The 22,346-nt window shown below is 69.9% G+C and carries 16 protein-coding genes; 13 read left to right on the forward strand and 3 right to left on the reverse strand.

The genetic code is table 11. The features are described 5' to 3' along the window. Window positions 1-70: 70 nt before the first annotated feature. Window positions 71-1,666: an amidase gene (locus NWFMUON74_RS14355; RefSeq protein ID WP_187688290.1), complete on the reverse strand. Its 1,596-nt coding sequence runs from the start codon at window positions 1,664-1,666 to the stop codon at window positions 71-73. A gap of 471 nt (window positions 1,667-2,137) precedes the next feature. On the opposite strand from NWFMUON74_RS14355, the gene NWFMUON74_RS14360 reads away from it, so the two are divergent. The 10 genes from NWFMUON74_RS14360 (at window position 2,138) to NWFMUON74_RS14405 (ending at window position 15,172) form a co-directional block, all read left to right on the forward strand. After that, window positions 2,138-4,342 carry a SulP family inorganic anion transporter gene (locus tag NWFMUON74_RS14360; RefSeq protein ID WP_187688291.1) on the forward strand — a complete coding sequence of 735 codons (2,205 nt, stop codon included), beginning with the start codon at window positions 2,138-2,140 and terminating at the stop codon, window positions 4,340-4,342. A gap of 285 nt (window positions 4,343-4,627) precedes the next feature. Continuing rightward, complete coding sequence (locus tag NWFMUON74_RS14365) at window positions 4,628-6,850, forward strand: SulP family inorganic anion transporter (RefSeq protein ID WP_187688292.1); 2,223 nt, start codon at window positions 4,628-4,630, stop codon at window positions 6,848-6,850. A 419-nt stretch (window positions 6,851-7,269) separates the two neighbouring features. Then, window positions 7,270-7,665 (forward strand): TIGR02611 family protein, encoded by a 396-nt coding sequence (locus NWFMUON74_RS14370; RefSeq protein ID WP_342212947.1) that lies wholly within the window; start codon window positions 7,270-7,272, stop codon window positions 7,663-7,665. A gap of 32 nt (window positions 7,666-7,697) precedes the next feature. Next, on the forward strand, window positions 7,698-8,357 hold the full coding sequence (locus NWFMUON74_RS14375; RefSeq protein WP_232111018.1) for a (2Fe-2S)-binding protein: 660 nt from the start codon (window positions 7,698-7,700) through the stop codon (window positions 8,355-8,357). 218 nt (window positions 8,358-8,575) lie between these two features. Continuing rightward, complete coding sequence (thrS, locus tag NWFMUON74_RS14380) at window positions 8,576-10,651, forward strand: threonine--tRNA ligase (RefSeq protein ID WP_187688294.1); 2,076 nt, start codon at window positions 8,576-8,578, stop codon at window positions 10,649-10,651. After that, window positions 10,644-11,264: an ATP adenylyltransferase gene (locus NWFMUON74_RS14385; protein WP_187688295.1), complete on the forward strand. Its 621-nt coding sequence runs from the start codon at window positions 10,644-10,646 to the stop codon at window positions 11,262-11,264. The genes thrS and NWFMUON74_RS14385 overlap by 8 nt, the downstream gene beginning before the upstream one ends. A gap of 1 nt (window position 11,265) precedes the next feature. Further along, window positions 11,266-11,934, forward strand: coding sequence for a phosphatidylinositol phosphate synthase (pgsA, locus tag NWFMUON74_RS14390; protein ID WP_187688296.1), 669 nt, complete (start codon window positions 11,266-11,268; stop codon window positions 11,932-11,934). A 48-nt stretch (window positions 11,935-11,982) separates the two neighbouring features. After that, window positions 11,983-13,011: a phosphatidylinositol mannoside acyltransferase gene (locus tag NWFMUON74_RS14395; protein WP_187688297.1), complete on the forward strand. Its 1,029-nt coding sequence runs from the start codon at window positions 11,983-11,985 to the stop codon at window positions 13,009-13,011. Continuing rightward, on the forward strand, window positions 13,008-14,132 hold the full coding sequence (locus NWFMUON74_RS14400; protein ID WP_187688298.1) for a glycosyltransferase family 4 protein: 1,125 nt from the start codon (window positions 13,008-13,010) through the stop codon (window positions 14,130-14,132). Before NWFMUON74_RS14395 ends, NWFMUON74_RS14400 begins: the two co-directional genes overlap by 4 nt. Beyond that, a complete protein-coding gene (locus NWFMUON74_RS14405; protein WP_187689156.1) occupies window positions 14,132-15,172 on the forward strand; it encodes an NUDIX hydrolase in 1,041 nt (346 codons plus the stop codon). The genes NWFMUON74_RS14400 and NWFMUON74_RS14405 overlap by 1 nt, the downstream gene beginning before the upstream one ends. Window positions 15,173-15,206: 34 nt before the next feature. On the opposite strand, the gene NWFMUON74_RS14410 is transcribed toward NWFMUON74_RS14405, so the two are convergent. Next, entirely contained in the window at window positions 15,207-16,076 is an 870-nt protein-coding gene (locus NWFMUON74_RS14410; protein WP_187688299.1) for an alpha/beta fold hydrolase, read from the reverse strand. A gap of 117 nt (window positions 16,077-16,193) precedes the next feature. Between NWFMUON74_RS14410 and NWFMUON74_RS14415 the strand changes: the two genes are divergently transcribed. Further along, a complete protein-coding gene (locus NWFMUON74_RS14415; RefSeq protein WP_187689631.1) occupies window positions 16,194-16,337 on the forward strand; it encodes a hypothetical protein in 144 nt (47 codons plus the stop codon). A gap of 172 nt (window positions 16,338-16,509) precedes the next feature. After that, a complete protein-coding gene (gene pdxS / locus NWFMUON74_RS14420) occupies window positions 16,510-17,412 on the forward strand; it encodes a pyridoxal 5'-phosphate synthase lyase subunit PdxS (RefSeq protein ID WP_187688300.1) in 903 nt (300 codons plus the stop codon). A 7-nt stretch (window positions 17,413-17,419) separates the two neighbouring features. Here pdxS and dnaE read toward each other — a convergent pair whose 3' ends face one another. After that, window positions 17,420-20,956, reverse strand: a complete 3,537-nt coding sequence (dnaE, locus tag NWFMUON74_RS14425) for a DNA polymerase III subunit alpha (RefSeq protein ID WP_187688301.1) — start codon at window positions 20,954-20,956, stop codon at window positions 17,420-17,422. A gap of 157 nt (window positions 20,957-21,113) precedes the next feature. On the opposite strand from dnaE, the gene NWFMUON74_RS14430 reads away from it, so the two are divergent. Continuing rightward, complete coding sequence (locus tag NWFMUON74_RS14430; protein WP_187688302.1) at window positions 21,114-22,115, forward strand: LysR family transcriptional regulator; 1,002 nt, start codon at window positions 21,114-21,116, stop codon at window positions 22,113-22,115. Window positions 22,116-22,346: the final 231 nt, after the last annotated feature.

Raw genomic sequence — 22,346 nt, forward strand, 5'->3', positions numbered from 1 at the left:
TGTTGTCCAGCGGGTCCGAACTCGGCTGGCGAAAATTCTACGCGCACCGCGGGTCTCACACCGCGAGGGATCAACCCAGGGGCGGCGGGGTGCGGTGGTGGGTGGCCTGCTCGTAGGCGTAGGCCATGGCGAGCAGTTTCCCGTCGTCGAGCGGTCGGCCGAGCAACTCGACGCCGATCGGCAGGCCCGCGTCGGTGAAACCGGCGGGCACGGTGATGGCGGGCAGTCCGGTCACCGGACTGCGGCCCTCGGCCAGCATGTCCGCCGTGCGCATCGCGCCGGGGGCGTCGAGCGGCGGGGCGGGGGTCTGGGTGGTCGGGTAGAGCAGCGCGTCGAGCCGGTTGTCGCCGAGTACGCGCAGGGTGTACTGGATCATCGCCGTGCGAGCGGCGAAGGCGGCGTGGTACATCGGGGATTCGGTGGTGAACGGCAGATAGGCGATGAGCAGTGGCTGCACGTCGGGCACCGTGGTGTTGGAGGTGATGATCTCCCACAGGTTCCGGGCGGGCGGCGGCGTCGCCGACCCGGCCAGATACGCGTCGATGGCCTGGCGGAACTCGTACTCGGTGAGTTCGGCGGCCAGCGAGGTCAGCGGGCCCAGATCGCCGATGTGCACGAAACGCGCACCGAGCGCCGCCATGTCGCCGATGGCCCGTTCCACGACGGCGTTGGTGGCCGCGCAGCCCGGGTCGGCCGGGTCGCCGAAGAAGTCGTCGACGATGCCGATCCGCTTGCCCGCCAACGCGTTCGGATCGAGGAACGACAGGTAGGTGCGGCCCGGGCGGCCGGAGCCCAGCGTGCTCGGGTCGGCCGGGTCGGGCCCGGCGATGACATCGAGGAGCAGGGCGGCGTCGGTGACCGTGCGGGTGATCGGGCCGACGGCGTCCTGCGTGGTCGACAGCGGAATGATCCCGGCCCGGCTGACCAGCCCGGCGGTGGGCCGCAGGCCGACGCAGTTGTTGCGCGCGGCCGGAATGCGGATGGAGCCCAGCGTGTCGGTGCCCAGCCCGGCGGTGGCGAACCCGGCTGCCACGGCCGCGGCGGTGCCGCCGCTGGAGCCGCCGGGACTGCGATGGGGATCGTAGGGGTTGCGGGTCTGCCCGCCCAGCGAGCTGACGGTGCTCGCGCCCATCGCCCACTCGTGCATGTTCGCCTTGCCGACGACGATCCCGCCCGCCCGCCGCAGCAGATCGGTGACCGTGGCGTCGTTGCCGGGAACGTAGTCGCGGAACAGCGCGTTGCCCGCGGTCGTCGGGAGGTCGGCGGTATTGACATTGTCCTTCAGCACGATCGGAATGCCGTGCAGCGGACCGCGTTTGCCCGTCCGGGCGCGCTCCCGGTCCAGCTCGGCGGCCGTGTCCACGGCGGTGTGGTCGACGGTGATGAACGCGTTGACGGCGGGACCGGCCTTGTCGAGGACGGCGATGCGGTCGAGATGTTGTGCCACCAGCTCGCGCGACGTCAGCGCGCCCCGATCGAACGCCCGTGTCAGCTCCTGGATCGACATCTGCGTGGGGGACTGCGCGGGATCGGTGCGGGCGGGGCCGGTGGACCAGGCGGGCAGGGCGAGTCCCAGACCGGCGGCGCCCGCGCGGGCGAGGAACATGCGTCGCGACGGTCCGGCGTCGCGGCACCGCGCGGACGGGATCGTGCCGGCGCCTGCCATCGTGCCTCCTGTGTCCGTGTCACCGCCCGGCCGGACGGCTGCAGGCGGGTGAAGATTCTCGAGAATGTCGGCCGGGATCTGCTCGGGCGTTACCGCGGTGTGCCGAGCGGGCGAAGCGGATCCAGCATAGGCGGTGCGGGTCGCGGCGCCCGGCAGCTGGGCAGGCGTTCAGCTATCGCCGACATATTGGTCATCTGTCCGAGTATGCGCTGATGGCACCGAGTCTGTGGAAAACCTATGAGCGAGATCACGATTCGATAGCGGCGGCAGCTTTCTTACTGCAAACAGTTTTCATGCCCTTTGCGGATTCTTTACTATTGATCGGTCTCCGCGTTCGGGAGACATCTGCTAGAGGATCCACCGCCGCGCAAGCGTTCTCGCTGCCCGCGGCTCTCGCCCGCCAGCTGCTCGATGCCAGAACATGTTTGACCCGATGAACCGAACCGTGGCCCGGTTCGGCGAAGGAGAAATATGTCAACCGACATTGACCCTGCCCGACGGACGTCGCTCCCCGGTCTCGCCGTGGTGCTTCGCCATGACCTCCCCGCCTCCGTGGTGGTCTTTCTCGTCGCATTACCCCTGTCCATCGGCGTCGCGGTGGCCACCGGCGCGCCCGTGGCCGCCGGACTCCTGGCCGCCGTCGTGGGTGGCCTGGTGGCCGGCCTGTTAGGCGGCTCGTCACTGCAGGTCAGCGGGCCGACCGCCAGCCTCACCGTGGTGGTGGCCGAAAGCATTCACCAGTTCGGCTGGGCCACAACGTGTTTCATCACGATGGGAGCCGGGCTGTTACAGATCCTGTTCGGCCTCGGCCGCATCGCGCGCGCGGCGCTGGCCATCGCGCCGGTGGTGGTGCACGGCATGCTCGCCGGGATCGGCATCGTCATCGCGCTCCAGCAGCTCCACGTCCTGCTGGGCGGGCAGTCGCTGAGTTCGTCCTGGGACAGCATCACGCAGCTGCCGCACCAGCTGGCGGCGGCCAAGGGCGGCGATGCTCTGGTCGGCGGCGTCGTCATCGCCATCCTGCTGGGCTGGCGGTATCTGCCGCCGCGAATTCGCGCGGTGCCCGCGCCGCTGGCCGCGGTGGTCGCCGCGACGGCCCTCGCCATGGTCGTGCCGACCAGCATCGAGCGAATCGTGTTGACGGGCACGCTGTTCGACGACATCTCGCTGCCGGCCATCCCGCACGGCGGCTGGTCCGCGGTGGCGCTGACCATGGTGACCATCGCGCTGATCGCCAGTGTGGAGACGCTGCTGTCGGCCGTGGCCGTGGATCGGCTGCGCCCCGAGCAGCGGACCGACCTGGACCGCGAACTGATCGGCCAGGGCGTGGCGAACATGACCTCCGGGCTGATCGGCGGCCTGCCCATCGCCGCGGTCATCGTCCGCAGCATCACCAACGTCAAGGCCGGGGCTCGCAGCAAGGCTTCGACGATGCTGGCCGGTCTCTGGGTGCTGATCTTCGCGGTCGTGCTGGTCGAGGTGGTGCGGCAGATCCCGAAGGCCGCGCTGGCGGGCGTGCTGATCGTGATCGGCATCGGGCTGGTGAAACTGGCCCACATCCGGCTGGCCCGCCGCACCGGCGACCTGTTCGTCTACGCGACGACGGTGCTGGTCGTGGTGTTCGTCAACCTGCTCGTCGGCATGCTGGTCGGGCTGGCGCTGGCGTTCGCGCTGCTGCTGTGGCGGGTGGCCAAGGTGACGATCACGGTGGAGCCGCTGGGCGTGCGCCGGGTGGTGACCATCGACGGCACCCTGACGTTCATGGCGGTGCCGCGGCTCACCGGCGAGCTGGCCGGAATCCCGGTCGGCGCCCCGGTGACCATCGAGTTGGCGGTGGACTTCGTCGACCACGCGGCGCACGAGGCCCTGCACCAATGGGCGCAGCAGCACGAGAGTTGCGGCGGCACGGTCGAATTCGTGGAGATGGGCGCGGCGCGCATCGCGGATCTGGAGGTCGGTCCGCCCACCCGCGGGCACGCCCGCCGTGTTCTGAACGAGACGCTCGGCCCGTGGCGGCGCACCGCCCGCACCGATCCGATCGCCGCCGGCGTCGCGGCCTACCACCGCGGCCACGCCCACGTGGTGCGACCGCACCTCGGCGAACTGCGGGACAGCCAGAATCCCGACTCGCTGTTCCTCACCTGTGCCGATTCCCGGATCGTGCCGAACGTGATCACCAGCAGCGGTCCGGGTGACCTGTTCACCGTTCGCAATATCGGCAATCTCATTCCCGCCGACGGGCGCGACACCTCCGTGGAGGCCGCGCTGGTCTACGCCCTGGACAAGCTGGATGTCCGGTCGGTGGTGGTGTGCGGGCACTCCGGCTGCGGCGCGATGGACGCGCTGTACTACGAGCGGGTGACCGGTTCGCCGCTGGACGCCTGGCTCGAGCACGGCCGACCCGCGCTCGAGCGATTCCGCGGCGGGCATCCGGTGGCGGTCGCGGCCGCCGCCGCGGGCTTCGACGCGGTCGACCAGCTGGGCATGGTGAATGTCGCGGTCCAGCTGGATGTGCTCTCGCGGCACCCGGTGGTGCGCCGCGGCATCGAGGAGCGCGGCGTGGTCCTGGCGGGGTTGTTCTTCGACATCTCCACCGCGCGCGTCGTCGAGATCACCGCCGACGGCATCGGCGAGATCGATGACGCCGGAAGGCAAGTCACGGCACTACCGGTGTAGCCGAACCCGGCCGCGGGCGACGGCCGGGACGGTAGGTCGGGCAACGCCCCGGGGTGAGCACCCGGGGCGTTGCCGCTTTCCGGGCGAGATGTGAGGGCGGTCACCTCGAGATGCGGAAGTGTCCCCAGCTAAATATCCTTTTCTCAGGCTTTGCTTAGTCTTTACTATTAATCTCGCCTTACTTCCGGGCGACTGCCGGACAACGTGGTCCCGCAGCTGCTTTCGATGCCTGGAGAACATGTTCGACCGACCGGACCGGCGACGCCGGCCTGGTGAAGGAGCAATATGTCCACCGACACCGACACGTCCCCCAGATCGGAGATCTCGCCGGAGAGATCGTGGTCTGATCGTTTGTCTTCTGTTTCTCGCCATGATCTGCCTGCGTCGATTGTGGTGTTCTTGGTGGCCCTGCCGTTGTCGCTGGGTATCGCTATCGCGTCGGATGCGCCGATCGCGGCGGGGTTGATCGCGGCCGCGGTGGGCGGGATCGTGGTGGGGGTGCTGGGTGGGGCGCCGTTGCAGGTGTCCGGTCCGGCTGCGGGGTTGACGGTGGTGGTCGCGGAGACCATTCACCAGTTCGGGTGGAAGACAACGTGTTTCATCACGGTGGCGGCGGGGTTGCTGCAGGTGGTGTTCGGGTTGTCGCGGATCGCGCGGGCGGCGTTGGCGATCGCGCCGGTGGTGGTGCACGCGATGCTGGCCGGTATCGGGGTGACGATCGCGTTGCAGCAGGTGCATGTGCTGCTGGGTGGGTCCTCGCGTAGTTCGGCGTGGGAGAACGTGACGGAGTTGCCGTGGCAGTTGCTGCATCTGCACGGCGCGGATGTGGTGGCCGGGGTGATCGTGATCGCGATCATCGTGGCGTGGCGGTGGGTGCCGGCGCGGGTGAAGATCGTTCCCGGGCCGTTGGTCGCGGTGCTGGCCGGGACGGTGTTGTCGCTGGTGTTGCCGGGTGAGCCGGTGCGGATCGTGATCGAGGGGTCGTTGTTCGACGCGATCGGGTTGCCGGGGATGCCCGAGGGGGACTGGGGTGCGGTGGTGCTGGCGGTGCTGACCATCGCGTTGATCGCCAGTGTGGAGTCGTTGCTGTCGGCGGTGGCGGTGGACAAGCTGCACACCGGTAAGCGCACCAATTTCGATCGGGAGTTGATGGCGCAGGGGGCGGCGAACATGACCTCGGGGTTGCTGGGCGGGTTGCCGGTGACCGGGGTGATCGTGCGGAGTTCGACCAATGTCGCCGCGGGTGCGCGGTCCAAGGCGTCGGCGTTTCTGCACGGGGTGTGGATCCTGGTGTTCTCCGTCGCGCTGGTCGGGGTGGTGCAGCAGATCCCGAAGTCGGCGCTGGCGGGATTGCTGATCGTGGTCGGTGTCCAGTTGGTGAAACTGGCTCATATCCGGCTCGCGCGCCGCACCGGGGACCTGGCGGTGTATGCGGTCACCATCGCCGCGGTGGTGTTGCTGAACCTGCTCGAGGGCGTGCTGATCGGGTTGGCGCTGGCGTTCGTGCTGCTGCTGTGGCGGGTGGTGAAAGTATCGGTACACGCCGCCCCGGTCACCGGCACCGAGCGGTGGATCGTCAGTATCGACGGCACCTGCACCTTCCTCGCACTGCCGAAACTGACCAAGGAACTCGCCAAGGTCCCCACCGGCACCGACGTCCTGGTCGAACTCACCGTCGACTTCCTCGACCACGCCGCCTACGAAGCCATCCACGACTGGGCCCGCCAACACGAAAACACCGGCGGCAACGTCGAATTCGTGGAAATCGGCACGGCACGGATGGCGCACGCGACGGCCGGGCCGCCCAAGCGCGGCCAGGCTCGCGGCCTGCTCGACGAGGTGCTGGGCCCGTGGCAGGAGCGGTCCGACAATCCGGTGGCGGCCGGTGTGGCCGCCTACCACCGCAGCCATGCCCACGTGGTGCGGCCGCACCTGGACGAGTTACGGGATCGGCAGGACCCGCACTCGCTGTTCCTCACCTGCGCCGACTCCCGGATCGTGCCCAACGTGATCACCAACAGCGGCCCCGGCGACCTGTTCACCGTCCGCAACGTCGGCAACCTCATCCCCGCCGACAGTTCGGACACCTCGCTGGAGGCGGCCATCGCGTTCGCGGTGGACAATTTGCAGGTTCGCAATGTGGTCGTGTGCGGACACTCGTCATGCGGCGCCATGAAGGCGCTGCTGTCCGGCGCCTCGGCCGGACCGGGGCTGGACAACTGGCTGGCCCACGGCCTGCCCAGCCTGGAGACCTACCGGGGCGGTCATCCGGTGCGGGCCGCCGCCGCGGCGGCCGGTTACGACGAGCCCGCCCAGCTGAGCATGGTGAACGTCGCGGTACAGCTGCAGACCCTGCAGGCCCACCCGGTGATCCGCCGGGCGATCGCCGAGCGCGGCCTCACGGTGTCGGGATTGTTCTTCGACATCTCCACGGCCAACGTCCTGGAGGTCACCGCGGAGGGCATCAGCGACATCGTGGACCAGCCCACCGCACCGGTCACGGTCTGACCGTCCACCACAACCGCCCCGCCCACGGGCTCGCCGACGATGCCGAGCCCGTGGGCGGGGCCTTGTGCGTCCCCGCTGACGCCGCCGCTGCGGCGGAGCGTGTGCGCCCACCACCCGCCGCCGCTGGTGGGGCGGAGCGTGTGCGTCTACCACCCGCTTCCGCCGCCGGTGGGGCGGAGCGTATGCGTCACACCCGCTACGGCCGCCGGTGGGGCGGAGCGTGTGCGTCTTACACCCGCTAACGCCGCCGGTGCGGCAGAGCGTGTGCGTCTCACGGCCGCTAACGCCGCCGGTGGCGCGGAGCGTGTGCGTCTCATACCCGCTACGGCCGCCGGTGGGGCGGAGCGGGTGCCCAGGTTCGCGCGGCGCGCGGGTGGTGATCATGGGCGTGGTGGGGAGAGGTCCGTAGGGTGGTGATCGTGGTTTCCGAGTTCAATCGCTGGCGTGCGTCGGTCGCCGAACGGCCGACGCTCAACCTCGTGTATCGGATCGTGGTCGGGGTGCTTGGGGTCGCGGTGCTGGCGGCCGGGATCGTCGCCATTCCGTACCCGGGGCCGGGCTGGCTGATCGTGTTCGCGGGGCTGGGCATTCTGGCGACCGAATTCGTCTGGGCGCACCGGCTGCTGGAATGGACGCGGGAGCGCTACCGCCGGGTCATGGACTGGTACGCCGGGCAGGGCCTCGTGGTGAAGGCGCTCGGAGCGCTGCTGACCCTGGCGGTGGTACTGGTGACGCTGTGGGTGCTGGGCACGTTCGGCTGGGTCGGCGGCTGGTTCGGGCTCGACTGGGACTGGTTGCACAGCCCACTGTTCTGAGAGTTCGGTCGAATCGGCGGGAACGGAGTCGGATGGACATGGTCGCGGAATCGGTGGCGGCGGCGCGCGGTGCGGTGGTACCGGGCCCGACGCTGACCAGACCGCAGTGGTTGAGCGAGCGCATCGCCGACATGGGAATCTCCTGGGGCACGGGCAATTCCCGCGTCGCGGGCACCCTGTGGTGGTGCATGGCCGCCTCCTCCCTGGTGGACCCGATCGCCACCGCCTACGCCGAGGGCCGCGCGGTCACCCCGCCCGAACTCGAGCACCTCCTGTGCGAGATCCGTCCCGACGGCGGCGTGGAACGCGTATTCGTCGCGGACGGCGCCGAGCGCGCGAGCGACCCGGCGGCCGTCGGTCCCGCCCTGCGAAACACGTTGGGGCACATCATCCCCGCCGTCGCCGAGGTCTCGGGTGCGGGTGTCGCCGCGCTGTGGGCGATCGTCGCCGATGCCATCGGCAACCGGGCCCTCGACGCCGGGGACGCCGAGGCCGGGGCACGGCTGGCCCGCGAGGTGGCCGGACGCCTGCCCGTGCCGCGATTCACCGACGTCGGGCCGCGCACCTTCGTCCGCCGCATCTCCTGCTGCCTGGTATTCGAGGTGCCGGGCTGCCAGATGTGCACCTCCTGCCCCAAACGCCCCGCCGCCGAGCGTGAGACGCTGCTACGGCAGGTGGCGGCCGGGACCTGACCGAGAATGCGGTCGCGCCGAGCACCCGCCACAGGACACACTGGTCGGGCGGGGGCGCCCGGTAGCCGCAGCGGTGGTCCCGGCGCCGCGCGACAGGCCGGTCCATCGGCACGGGCGCGGGATACTCCCGATAGCATGGTCGCGCCGGACACTGTGCGTGTCCCGCACCCCACCACCGCGGGCAGCCCGCCCGCCCGAACCTCTAGGAGAGCGCAGCCGTGACCACCTCAGCCCGCACCACCCCGACCGCCCTCGTTCGGGTGCCGGCCGGGACGACGGCGGGCGCCGCGGTGCGCGAGGCGGGCCTGCCCACCAAGGGCCCCGAAACCGTTGTCGTCGTGCGCGACAGCGAGGGCAACCTCAAGGACCTGTCCTGGACCCCCGACGCGGACGTCGAGGTCGAGGCGGTCGCCGCCGACACCGAGGACGGCCGCAGCGTGATCCGGCACTCGGCCGCGCACGTGCTGGCGCAGGCGGTGCAGCAGGAGTTCCCGGAGGCCAAGCTGGGCATCGGCCCGCCCATCAAGGACGGCTTCTACTACGACTTCCAGGTGGACCGCCCCTTCACCCCCGAGGATCTGGCCAAGCTGGAATCGCGGATGAAGAAGATCGTCAAAGGCGCGCAGCGGTTTTCGCGCCGGGTGGTCGAGGTCGAGGAGGCGCGGGTCGAACTGGCCAAGGAGCCTTTCAAGCTGGAGCTGATCGGCGACAAGTCCGGTATCGACGACCCGGAAATCATGGAAGTCGGCGGTAGTGACGTCGCACCGAACGAGCTGACCATCTACGACAACCTCGACCCCCGCACCGGCGAGAGGGTGTGGGGCGACCTGTGCCGCGGCCCGCACATCCCGACCACCAAGTTCATCCCGGCGTTCAAACTGACCCGCAGCTCGGCCGCCTACTGGCGCGGCGACCAGAACCGGGAGGACCTGCAGCGCATCTACGGCACCGCATGGGAGTCGCAGGAGGCCCTCGACGCCCACCTGCATCTGCTGGCGGAGGCCGAGAAGCGCGACCACCGCAAGCTCGGCCTGGAACTGGACCTGTTCTCCTTCCCCGACGAGCTGGGCTCGGGCCTGCCGGTGTTCCACCCCAAGGGCGGCATCATCCGCAAGGAGCTGGAGGACTACTCGCGGCGGCGGCACGTCGAGGCGGGCTACGAATTCGTCAACACCCCGCACCTGACCAAGGCCCACCTGTTCGAGGTGTCCAAGCACCTGGACTGGTACGCCGACGGCATGTTCCCGCCCATGCACCTGGACGCGGAGTACAACGAGGACGGCACCGTCCGCAAACCCGGCCAGGACTACTACGTCAAGCCGATGAACTGCCCGATGCACAACCTGATCTTCCGGTCGCGCGGCCGGTCGTATCGGGAGCTGCCGCTGCGGATGTTCGAATTCGGCTCGGTGTACCGGTACGAGAAGTCCGGCGTGATCCACGGCCTGACCCGGGTGCGCGGCATGACCCAGGACGACTCGCACATCTACTGCACCCAGGAGCAGGTGGTCGAGGAGCTCACCAGCATCCTCCGGTTCGTGCTCGACCTGCTGAAGGACTACGGCCTCGACGACTTCTACCTCGAGCTGTCGACCAAGGACCCGAAGAAGTACGTCGGCTCCGACGAGCTGTGGGACGAGGCCACCGCCACCCTGGCCCAGGTCGCGGAAGCCTCGGGGCTGCAACTGGTTCCGGACCCGGGCGGGGCCGCGTTCTACGGCCCGAAGATCTCGGTGCAGACCAAGGACGCGCTGGGCCGCAACTGGCAGATGTCGACGATCCAGCTGGATTTCTTCGAGCCGGAGCTGTTCGAGCTGGAATACACCGCCTCCGACGGCACCAAGAAGCGGCCCGTCATGATCCACCGCGCCCTGTTCGGCTCGATCGAGCGGTTCTTCGGCGTGCTCACCGAGCACTACGCCGGGGCGTTCCCGGCGTGGCTGTCGCCGGTGCAGGCGGTCGGCATCCCGGTGGCGGACGCGTTCGTGCCGCACCTCGAGGACGTCGTGGCGCGGCTGCGCGCCGCGGGCGTGCGCGCCGAGGTGGACGGCAGCGATGACCGGATGCAGAAGAAGATCTTCAACCACACCGCCCAGAAGGTCCCGTTCATGCTGGTGGCGGGCGAGCGTGACGTGAACGCGGGGGCGGTGAGCTTCCGGTTCCGCGACGGCACCACCGTGAACGGGGTGCCGGTCGCCGATGCCGTGGCCACCGTGGTGGATTGGGTCCGCCGCCGCGAGAACGCGTCGCCGACGGCGGCGGGATTCGAGATCCGGACCGGTGGGAATGAGTGAGCGAACCGTGGACGAGGCTGCATCGCACCAGGATTCGGCCCGCCCGGAGCCGATCGTGGATACCGGCGCGGGTGAGCCGGACCGCCTGCAGCGGCTGTGGACGCCCTACCGGATGTCCTACATCACCGGGGCCGTGGCCGACCGGGACGCGCGCAAGTCCGACGCGGGCGCCGCGCCCGCGAGTTCGGGCCACCCGTTCACCGAGATCCCGAAGATGTCCGACGAGGACGGCCTGGTCATCGCGCGCGGCGAATGGGTGTACGCGGTGCTCAACCTGTACCCGTACAACCCCGGCCACATGATGGTGGTGCCCTACCGCCGGGTCGCCAACCTCGAGGACCTCACGGCCGAGGAGAGCGCCGAGTTGATGGCGTTCACGCAGCGGGCGATCCGGGTGATGAAGCAGGTGTCGCGGCCGGAGGGATTCAACGTCGGCCTGAATCTCGGTGGCGTGGCGGGCGGTTCGCTCGCCGACCACCTGCACCAGCACATCGTCCCGCGCTGGGGCGGGGACGCGAACTTCATCACCGTCGTCGGCGGAGTGAAGGTGATGCCGCAACTGTTACGGGAGACCAGGGCTCTGCTGGCCGGTATGTGGAAGGACGTCGAGTAGCGTGCTCAGCTTCTTCGGTCGTGAGACATTCGCCAAAGCGACTGCGCCGCTGGGCAAGGCGCTGGTGAGTACCGGCCTCACGCCCGACGCGGTCACGCTGATCGGCACCACGGCCTCGATCGTGGCGTCGCTGACGTTGTTCCCCACCGGACATCTGTTCTGGGGCACGATGGTGATCTGGTTCTTCGTCATGTTCGACATGCTCGACGGGGCGATGGCGCGGGCGCGCGGCGGCGGCACGAAATACGGTGCGGTGCTGGATGCCACCTGCGACCGGATCGCCGACGGCGCGGTCTTCGGCGCGCTGGCCTGGTGGTCGGTCTACCACGCGCACAGCAAGCACCTGTTCGTCGCCACCCTGGTGGTGCTGGTGACCTCGCAGGTGATCTCGTACGCCAAGGCGCGCGCGGAGGCCAGCGGGCTCTCGGCCGACGGCGGGCTGATCGAGCGGCCGGACCGCCTCGTCATCGTGCTCGTCGGTGCGGGCTTCAGCGGCATCGGCGGGTATTGGAACATCGAATGGCTGTCCTACGCGGTCTATCTCGCGATGTACGTGCTGGCCGTGCTGAGCGTCGTCACGGTGTTCCAGCGGGTGCTGGCCGTGCGCAATTCCGCCGGCGCCCGCGACGTGATCGCCATGCCGGGGCGGGCGCAGGGGGAGGGCCGGTGAACGCGCGCATCGCGTGGGCGGCGGCCCCGACGGTATAGAGGCATCAGGATGAGCGATATCAAGTCCGCGCTGACCGATCGGGCGTACGCGGCCGGGTGGGGGCTGGTCCGCGGCCTGCCCGAGCGCACCGCGCGCCGCCTGTTCGACGCCGGGGGCGACTGGGCCGGGCGGCGCGCGAACCGCGCCTCGCATCGCAGCGGTACGCCGAACCAGTTGCGGCGCAATCTTTCCCGCGTACTCGGCGTCGACCCGATGGCCGTGCCCGACGACCTGGTCCGCGACAGCATGCGATCCTACGCCCGCTACTGGCGCGAGGCGTTCCGGCTGCCGACCCTGGATCACGCGACACTGGCGGAATCGCCGCTGATGCCGACCCCGAGCGGGATCGAGCATGTGGACGCGGCCCTGGCGCGCGGCCGCGGCGTGGTGCTGGTGCTGCCGCACTCGGGGAACTGGGACATGGCGGGGGTGTGGCTGGTCCAGCACTACGGCACCTTCTCCACGGTGACCGAACGGCTGCGACCGGAGTCGCTGTTCGAACGGTTCGTCGCCTATCGGGAAAGTCTGGGCTTCGAGGTGTTCCCGCACACCGGCGGAACCCAGCCGCCGTTCCCGCAGCTGGCCGAACGGCTGCGGCAGAACGGGATCGTCTGCCTGATGGGCGAGCGTGACCTCACCGGCAAGGGCGTGCCGGTCACCTTCTTCGGCGAACGCACCTGGATGCCCGCCGGCGCGGCGAAACTGGCGATCGAGACCGGCGCCGCGATGCTGCCCGTGCACGCCTGGTACACCGTCGACGCCGCCGGAAACGAGGGGTGGGGCCTGAAGACCGATGCCCCGCTGGATGTTTCGCGCGGCGTGGGCCCGGCTACCCAGGCCATGGCGGACTGGTTCGCGGCGCATATCGCCCAGCATCCCGCCGACTGGCACATGCTGCAGCCGATGTGGGAGGCGGACCTGTCCGAGGCCCGTCGTGCCCGGATCGCCGCGGTTCAGGCGGAACGCGGCGCGGGCGGTCCGGCGGGCGCGGCCGTCACCACGCGCGACGGTACGGCCGCGGGAGACGAGGCGGTATGAGAATCGGCATGGTCTGCCCGTACTCGTTCGACGTACCGGGTGGAGTGCAGTCCCATGTCGTGGAGCTGGCGGAGGTGCTGATCGAGCGCGGGCACCGGGTCAGCGTGCTGGCCCCGGCGGCCGACGACACACCGCTGCCCGACTTCGTCGTCTCGGCGGGCAAGGCGGTAGCCATTCCCTACAACGGCTCGGTGGCACGGCTGTCCTTCGGTCCCACCGCCTACAACCGCATCCGCCGCTGGATCGCCGACAACGACTTCGACGTCCTGCACATCCACGAGCCGAACGCGCCGAGCCTGTCGATGCTGGCGTTGAAGATCGCCGAGGGCCCGATCGTGGCGACGTTCCACACCTCGACCACGAAATCCTTGGTGCTCAGCACCTTTCAGGGCGTGCTGCGCCCCTATCACGAGAAGATCAGCGGCCGGATCGCGGTCTCGGAGCTGGCGCGGCGCTGGCAGGTGGAGGCGCTCGGCGGCGACGCGGTGGAGATACCCAACGGCGTCGACGTCCCCGCCTTCGCGCACGCCCCCCTGCTGGACGGTTATCCGCGCCCGGGCGGGACGGTGCTGTTCCTGGGCCGCTACGACGAACCGCGCAAGGGTATGGCGGTGCTGCTCGGGGCGCTGCCCGACCTGGTGCGCCGCCACCCGGACGTCGAGATCCTGATCGTCGGGCGCGGTGACGAGGAGCGGCTGCGGCGCGAGGCCGGTGAGCTGGCCGGGCACCTGCGATTCCTCGGGCAGGTGTCGGACGCGGAGAAAGCCTCGGCGATGCGCAGCGCCGAGGTGTACTGCGCGCCCAACCTCGGCGGCGAGAGCTTCGGCATCGTGCTGGTGGAGGCGATGGCGGCCGGGACCGCGGTGGTGGCGAGCGAACTGGACGCCTTCCGCCGGGTGCTGCGCGACGGCGCGGCGGGGCGGCTCGTCCCGATCGGCGACTCGGCGCGGCTGGCGGCGGCGCTCAACGAGCTGCTGGGGGCGCCCGATCGCCGGGAGAGCCTGGTCCGCGCCGCGAATCAGGTTGTGGGCGAATACGACTGGCCGGTGGTCGCCGAACAGATCCTGCGGGTGTACGAGACGGTGACCGTCGGCGACATCCGGGTGCGGACCGCCGGATGATCACCTTCTCCGCGACGACGATCCTGGTCCTGGCGCTGATCGCCGCGCTGATCGTGGCGGCCGGCGTGTGGGCGTACTCGACGGCGAACCGGCTGGACCGCCTGCACGTGCGCGGGGATCAGGCCCGGCACGCGCTGGAGGCGGCGCTGGCCCGGCGCGCGGTGGTGGCCCGCTCGGTCGCGCTGGCGCTGGCCACCGCCGGATCCGACGCGGTCGGCGAGCAGGCCCGGCGCCTGCACGCCCTGGCCGACCGCGCCGAGCGCGCCGACTGGACCGACCGCGAGACCGCGGAGAACCAATTGGCCGCGGCGCTGACCGGAATCGACATCACCCTGCTGCCCCCGCAACTGGTGGCCGAACTGGCCGACGCCGAGGCGCGCGTGCTGATCGCGCGCCGCTTTCACAACGACGCCGTGCGCGACACCCTGGCGCTGCGCACCCGCCGTCCGGTCCGGCTGCTGCACCTGGGCGGTACCGCGCCGCTGCCCACGTATTTCGAGATCGCCGAACGGGTTACGGCGGCGGCCACCACCGGGCTCGAGGTGGACACGGTGCGCACCTCGGCGCGCGTGGTGCTGCTCGACGAGCAGGACCGGGTGCTGCTCATGCGCGGCCACGACCCCAAGACTCCCGACCTGCCGTTCTGGTTCACCGTCGGCGGCGGTATCGAGCCGGGGGAGACGCTGCGCACGGCCGCCGTGCGGGAGCTGTGGGAGGAGACGGGCCGGGCGCTGGACTCCACGGCATTGCGCGGGCCGATCTGGCGGCGGGTCGCGGTCTTCCCGTTCGACGGGGAACTGGTCCGCTCGGAGGAACTGTTCTTCGTCGCGCGCACCACGGCGTTCGAGCCGCGCGCGGCGAATCCGACGGTGTGGGAACGACGTTGCGTCACCGACAACAAATGGTGCACCGCCGAGGACATCGTGAGATTGGATGCCATGGGGGAGACGGTGTACCCGTACCACCTCGATCAGCTGCTGCCGGAGGCGGCCGCGGTGGCGGGCAGCGACGCCGAGCCGGAGGTACGGTCGATTCGCTGAGTGCGCCGGTCATCCCCGGGCCGCCGCCGCGAGATCACACCGCGTCGAACCATTCCGTCGCCAGCCGGGCCACCGCGTCCGGCCGCTCCAGGTGCAGGAAATGTCCGGCGCCGGAAAGGATTTCGACCCGGGAGCCGGGGTGCAGACCGGCGTGCGCGGTGTCGAAGTGCTCGGCGGTGATGCAGCCGTCGTCGGCGCCTGCCAGGACGAGCAGCGGCACGCCGGCCGGCGCCTCGGTGGTGGCGGCGAGCACGGCCAGTTGCGGGTCGTGCAGGGAGGTATCGAAGTTGGCGCGGTAGATCCGCAGCACGTTCGCGATGGTCGCGGGGTCGCCGTACAGCGCATGGACGCGTTCGCGGTGGTCGCCGGGATCGAGGCCCGGTGACCATGTCGACCACAGGTAGTCGATGAGGTCGCGATTCGCGGCGAGCACCGCTTCGGCGACGCCGGACAGCTGGAACAGCCACATGTAGAACAACCGCCGCAGCTGCGCGGGATCGGTGAACAGGCCGCGCATGGTGGCCGGTGGCGGCACGGCCAGGGTGACTCCGCGCCGGAGCCGCTGCGGCCACGCGGCGGCGACCCGCGCGACCATGCCCGCGCCGATGTCATGGCCGATCATGTCGACGCCGTCGGAGTCGAGAGCCGCGGCGACGGCCGCGGCGTCGGCGGCGAGCGTGATGCCGTCGGCATAGGTCAGCGCGTTCGCCGTCGCGGGGTGATGCCCGCGCAGGAACGGCGCCACCACCCTTCGGCCCGCCGCGACGAGATGTTCGGCCAGCGGCGCGAATGTCGCCGGATGATCGGGAAATCCGTGCCAGCACACCACGGTCGGACCGGCACCGGCAGCGAGCGCCGGGAAGTCGAGCCGATCGGTCTCCACGACGATCTCCGTGAATTCCACCCTGCCCACGATAGTTCCCGCCGCCGTGCCTGAGAATATCCGCGGCCGGTACGCCGGGCGCCGCTCCGAAGCTCTGTGGTGAAGGTCATGTTCGGTTATGGTCGGAGTCGGTTTGCCGTGCGCGCAATCTGGCGAACCAGGTACCTGGAGGTGAACTACCGCATGCCGATGTCCTATCTGCTCTACGACTTCCTGCTGCCCTACCTGGGCAACGAGGCCGCCACCTACTGGGCTCAGTTACTGGTGATCAACCCGATCTGATCGCGCTCGTCCCGTAGCGGCGAGGTAGCGGGAACTCCTGGTCGTCGGGTGTGCGGGTGTGGTCAGCAGTCCAGTGCTCTCGGACTGGCTATCTAGTGGCCTGATCTGCCCGCCTAGAATCGTGTCGTTCGATTCCGTATGACCCGATTACCCCGATGAGCAGGAGTTTGCCGTGACTACGCCCGAAACCACCCCGACGACCGGCACGGCCCGCGTGAAGCGCGGCATGGCCGAGATGCTCAAGGGCGGTGTGATCATGGACGTCGTCACCGCGGAGCAGGCGAAGATCGCCGAGGACGCCGGGGCGGTGGCCGTCATGGCGCTGGAGCGGGTGCCCGCCGACATCCGCGCGCAGGGCGGCGTCGCGCGCATGAGCGACCCGGATCTGATCGACGGCATCATCGGCGCGGTGTCCATTCCCGTGATGGCCAAGGCGCGGATCGGCCACTTCGTGGAGGCACAGGTGCTGCAGAGCCTCGGCGTCGACTACATCGACGAGTCCGAGGTGCTCACCCCCGCGGACTACGCCCACCACATCGACAAGTGGCAGTTCACCGTGCCGTTCGTGTGCGGGGCCACCAACCTGGGCGAGGCGCTGCGCCGAATCACCGAGGGCGCGGCCATGATTCGCTCCAAGGGCGAGGCCGGCACCGGTGACGTGTCCAACGCCACCACCCACATGCGCCGGATCCGCCAGGAGCTGCGCCGCCTGCAGTCGCTGCCGGAGGACGAGCTGTTCGTGGCCGCCAAGGAGCTGCAGGCGCCCTACGAGCTGGTCCGCGAGGTCGCCGAGACCGGCAAGCTGCCGGTCGTGCTGTTCACCGCCGGCGGCATCGCCACCCCGGCCGACGCCGCCATGATGATGCAGCTCGGCGCGGAGGGCGTGTTCGTCGGCTCCGGCATCTTCAAGTCCGGCAACCCGGCCCAGCGCGCCGCCGCGATCGTGAAGGCCACCACCTTCTACGACGACCCGGACGTGCTGGCCAAGGTGTCGCGCGGGCTGGGCGAGGCCATGGTCGGCATCAATGTCGAGGAGATCGCGGAGCCGCACCGGCTCGCCGAGCGCGGCTGGTGACAGTCCGCTACTGGAGGCAGGCCGGGCCGAAGAGAGCCTTCAGTTCGCCCATCAGCGCGGGGGAGGGCTGTACGCGGTAGCGCGGGTCGATCGCGAGCAACTGCGGGCCCTTCCTGCCCACCAACCGAATTCGCACCTCGGTCGGTCCGGGATGCTGCTGCAGCGTCTCGCGCAGGCCGCGGACGGCCGCGGGCGTGCAGGCCGGAACCGGGATGGTCACGGTGATCGCTCCGGCCGTCGCGAGCCCGCCCAGGTCGGGCACGGTGACCTGGTCGCCGAGCAGCGACATCCGGCCGTCTCGGATGCTGACGTGCGCGGTGACGAGCAGCACGGCGTCCTCGGTGAGGGCGGTGGCCGCGCTCGCGTAGGCCGCGGGGAAGAACAGGATCTCCACGGCCGCCTCCAGGTCTTCCAGCCGCACGATCGCCCACGGCTCGCCCTTCTTGGTGACGCGGCGGTCGACGGCGGCGACGAGCCCGCCGACCACGACCTTCCGGCCGTGCCCCACCCGGCCCTCGACCACCGCGGCGATCGGGGTGTCGCGCCGCGCCGCGAGCGCCTGCGCCACGTCGTCGAGCGGATGCCCGGACACGTAGAGCCCCAGCATCTCCCGCTCGAATGCCAGCAGCTGCCGGGTATCCCACTCCCGATCGGGTACCGGCACCTCGAAAACCCCCGCGGTGTCGCCCGTGTCGTCCACGGCGCCGGAGAACAGGTCGAATTGCCCACGCGCGGCGGCCTTCTTGGTGCCCATCGCGGCGTCCACGGCCTCGCCGTGCACCAGATACAGGCCCCGCCGCGGATGGCGCAGCGAATCGAAACCGCCTGCCTTGATGAGCGATTCGACCACCTTCTTGGCGCACGCGGTGGCGTCGGTCCTGGCCAGGTAGTCGGAGAAACTGGTGAACGCGCCGGATTCGCGCGCCCGCACGATGGATTCGACCACCGGCTCGCCCACATTGCGCACCGCGCCCAGCCCGAACCGGATGTCGGAGCCGACGCAGGTGAAGGTCGCGGCGGACTCGTTGACGTCCGGCGGCAGTACCCGGATGCCGCGTTTGCGGCAGTCGGACAGGTAGATCGCGGACTTGTCCTTGTCGTCGCCGACCGAGGTCAGCAGCGCCGCCATGAACTCGGCGGGATAGTTCGCCTTGAGATAGGCCGTCCAGTACATGACCAGGCTGTACCCGGCGGCGTGCGACTTGTTGTAGGCGTACCCGGCGAAGGGCAGCACCGCGTCCCACAGCGCCGTCACCGCCTCGTCGCGATAGCCGTTGGCGCGCATGCCGTTACGGAAGTTCTCGAACTCCTGGGCCAGCACCTCCGGCTTCTTCTTGCCCATCGCGCGGCGCAGCAGATCCGCCTGGCCCAGCGAGTACCCGGCCACCCGCTGGGCGAGTTGCATGATCTGCTCCTGATAGACGATCAGCGCGTAGGTTTCGGCCAGGATCTCCCGCAACGGCTCGTCCAGGTCGGGATGGATGGGGGTGACCGGCTCGCGGCCGTTCTTGCGGTCGGCGTAGGCCCAGTGCGCGCCGACCCCCATCGGACCCGGCCGGTACAGCGCGTTGGACGCCACCAGGTCGTTGAATTCGGTGGGCGCCATTCGTAGCAGGAGCTCCCGCATGCCCGCCGAATCCATCTGGAACACACCGAGATTGTCGCCGCGGGCCAGCATGGCGTAGGTCTTGCCGTCGTCGAGCCCGAGGGTGTCGAGGTCGATCTCGATGCCGCGGTTGGCGCGGATATTCGCCAGGCAGTCGCCGATCACCGTGAGGGTGCGCAGGCCGAGGAAATCCATCTTGAGCAGGCCGATGGCCTCGCAGGAGGGATAGTCCCACCCGGTGATGATCGCCCCGTCCTGCGGCCGTTTCCACAGCGGGACGACGTTCATCAGCGGTTCGCTGGACAGGATCACCGCGCAGGCGTGCACGCCCGCGCCGCGCACCATGCCCTCCAAACCCACCGCGGTGTCGTAGATCCGGCGCACGTCCGGGTCCGCGTCGAGCAGGGCGCGGACCGCCGCGGCCTCGCCGTAGCGCTCGTGTGCGGGATCGGTGATCCCGGCGACCGGAATGTCCTTGGCGGCCACCGCGGGCGGCAGCGCCTTGGTGATGCGGTCGGCGAGGGCGAATCCGGGCTGGCCGAAATGCACTCGCGCGGAATCCTTCAGCGCCGCCTTGGTCTTGATGGTGCCGAACGTGATGACCTGAGCGACCTTGTCCGCGCCCCAGCGTTCGGTGGCGTAGCGGATCATCTCGCCGCGGCGGCGGTCGTCGAAGTCGATGTCGATATCGGGCGCCGAGGGCCGCTCGGGGTTGAGGAACCGTTCGAACAGCAGGCCGTGCTCGATCGGGTCGATATTGGTGATGGCGAGCGCGTAGGCGACCAGCGACCCGGCGGCCGAGCCGCGCCCCGGCCCGACCCGGATGCCCACCTCGCGCGCGTGCGCCACCAGGTCACCCACCACCAGGAAGTAGGCCGGAAAACCCTTGTCGCGGATGATGTCCAGCTCGTACTCGGCCCGCCGCAGGTACCGCGCGGGCACGCCGCCCGGGAAGCGCCAGCGCAGGCCCGCGTCGACCTCGTGGCGCAGCCAGCTGTCCTGGGTGTGCCCGTCCGGGACCGGGAACACGGGCATGCGATCCCGGAATTCCCAGATGTCGTCGTAGGGTTCGACGCGTTCGGCCACCGCGAGCGTGGCGTCACAGGCGCCGGGCACCTCGCCGTCCCACAGCGCCCGCATCTCGGCGGCCGACTTGAGGTAGTAGCCGTCCCCGCCGAACCGGAAGCGGGTGGGATCGGACAGGGTCTTGCCGGTCTGCACGCACAGCATCGCCTCGTGTGCGGCGGCCTGCTGCCGCAGCACGTAGTGACAGTCGTTGGTGGCCAACGGCGGTAGGCCGACCTTGTCGCCGATCGCGAGCAGATCCGCGCGCACCCGCCGCTCGATCGACAATCCGTGGTCCATCACCTCGAGGAAGAAGTTCTCCGCACCGAAGATCTCCCGCCACCGCCCGGCCGCGTCGTAGGCCTCGTCGAACTGCCCCAGGCGCAATCGGGTCTGGACCTCGCCGGACGGACAGCCGGTGGTCGCCATGATGCCCTCGGCGTGCTCGGCGATCAGCTCGGCGTCCATGCGCGGCCACTTGCCGAACTGCCCCTCGAACGAGGCCAGCGACGACAGCGTGAACAGATTGCGCAGGCCCACCGCGTTTCTCGCGAACATGGTCAGGTGCAGGTAGGCGCCGGAACCGGAGACGTCGTCGGACTTCTGCGACGGGTCGCCCCAGAACACGCGCTTACCGGAGAACCGGGATTCCGGCGCGACGTACGCCTCGATCCCGATGATCGGCTTGATTCCCGAGGTGCGCGACTGGCGGAAGAACTCGGCGGCCCCGTACATGTTGCCGTGGTCGGTCATGCCGACGGCGGGCATCCCGAGCCGCTCGGCCTCGGCGAACAGCGGCGCCACCTTCGCCATGCCGTCGAGCATCGAGTACTCGGTGTGGTTGTGCAGATGGACGAAGGACGCGTCGCTCATCGAATCACCCTGTGGTCGATCGGGGGTCGGAATCGGTTGTGCGGTAGCACGGTTCCGGTCATGGTTTCCGGACTAGATACGACCAGTTGAGAGGGTGGTGAGTCGAACAAGAGACACGCTAGGATGCACAACCGGCAGTTGTATCGAGAGAGGTGTGATGACGGATCTGGATCTCGCCGCCGTCCGCGCGTTCGTCACGGCGCTGGACGAGGGGCAGTTCAGCCACGCCGCGGCGGTGCTCGGCCTCAGCCAGCAGGCGGTGTCCAAGCGCGTCGCCAAGCTCGAACAGCAACTCGGGGCGCCGCTGTTCGACCGGGTGCCCACGGGGATCGTGGCGACCGCGGCGGGCGCCCGACTGCTGCCGCACGCCCGCGCGCTGCTGAGCGCGGCCGACGACGCGGTGACGGCGGTGCGGGAACGGGTGCGCCCGCTGCGCGTGGCCGTGCTCGGCGAGCGGCAGGCCGAGATGGAGTCGCTGCGGTTCTACCTGTACCGCCATCCCGAGCGCGATACCGAGATCGTCATCTCCAATGTGATCACCTCGACCCGTGACGCCCTGCTGCTCGGCCCGCCGGGCACCCTGCGCGCGCACGGCACCTCCCGTGACACCCTCGTCGGGGGACGCGTCGACGCCGCCTTCGCGCGGGCATTCGGCGGGCCGCGGCCGCTGCCGGCCGAAATCGCCGCGGTCCCTTCGTATCTGGAGCCGCTGCAGCTCGTCGTGGGCAAGGATCATCCGCTGGCCGGGCACACGGCGACCACGCTCGCCGAGGTCCGGCCGTTCACGGCGTGGGTGCCCGGCGCGGCGGTGCCGTCGGAGTGGGCCGACTACTACCGGCACCTGTCCGAATTCAGCGGGATCACGGTGGAATCCGGCGGGCGGCCGGAGCCGATCGAGGACATCCTGGATCGCGTGGCCGCCTCCGATACGCTGGTCAGCTTCACCGGGGTGGGGTTCCGGACGCCCTGGCATCCGCATATTCGCCGGGTTCCGGTGGTCGACCCCATCCCGGCGTATCCGCACGCGCTGCTGTGGTCGACCGCCAATCCGCATCCCGGCCTGCCGGATCTGGTCGCGTACTTCCGCGACAACTACAACGGCGATATCGCCGCCGAATGCTGGATCCCGGAGCCGGACCGGGCGCTGTTCCGGCCGTGAGCTGACGAGCGCTCGATTCCCCGGTTCGGTGCGTCGCGGCGGAAAAGCCTTCGACGCCGCTGCGCGATCTTGTTACCCTCGACCTCGTGCATTTGTACTTCCTCTAGAAACTCCGGGCCGCGTCCGCGTCGGCGGATCGCCGCAGGCCCCGTTCCGATGTCCCGTCGCGCCCTCGGCGCGCATTCATCGATCACGGCACACTTCCCTTTCCGCAGTGCGGTGGCGTGTGCC

This window comes from Nocardia wallacei, from assembly GCF_014466955.1.
Classification (GTDB): domain Bacteria; phylum Actinomycetota; class Actinomycetes; order Mycobacteriales; family Mycobacteriaceae; genus Nocardia; species Nocardia wallacei.

Bases quoted from the DNA above. Each gene is read 5' to 3' on its own strand.
- NWFMUON74_RS14355 (WP_187688290.1), bottom strand. From the start codon at position 1,666: ATGGCAGGCGCCGGCACGATCCCGTCCGCGCGGTGCCGCGACGCCGGA.
- NWFMUON74_RS14360 (WP_187688291.1), top strand. From the start codon at position 2,138: ATGTCAACCGACATTGACCCTGCCCGACGGACGTCGCTCCCCGGTCTC.
- NWFMUON74_RS14365 (WP_187688292.1), top strand. From the start codon at position 4,628: ATGTCCACCGACACCGACACGTCCCCCAGATCGGAGATCTCGCCGGAG.
- NWFMUON74_RS14375 (WP_232111018.1), top strand. From the start codon at position 7,698: ATGGACATGGTCGCGGAATCGGTGGCGGCGGCGCGCGGTGCGGTGGTA.
- NWFMUON74_RS14385 (WP_187688295.1), top strand. From the start codon at position 10,644: ATGAGTGAGCGAACCGTGGACGAGGCTGCATCGCACCAGGATTCGGCC.
- NWFMUON74_RS14395 (WP_187688297.1), top strand. From the start codon at position 11,983: ATGAGCGATATCAAGTCCGCGCTGACCGATCGGGCGTACGCGGCCGGG.
- NWFMUON74_RS14400 (WP_187688298.1), top strand. From the start codon at position 13,008: ATGAGAATCGGCATGGTCTGCCCGTACTCGTTCGACGTACCGGGTGGA.
- dnaE (WP_187688301.1), bottom strand. From the start codon at position 20,956: ATGAGCGACGCGTCCTTCGTCCATCTGCACAACCACACCGAGTACTCG.
- NWFMUON74_RS14430 (WP_187688302.1), top strand. From the start codon at position 21,114: ATGACGGATCTGGATCTCGCCGCCGTCCGCGCGTTCGTCACGGCGCTG.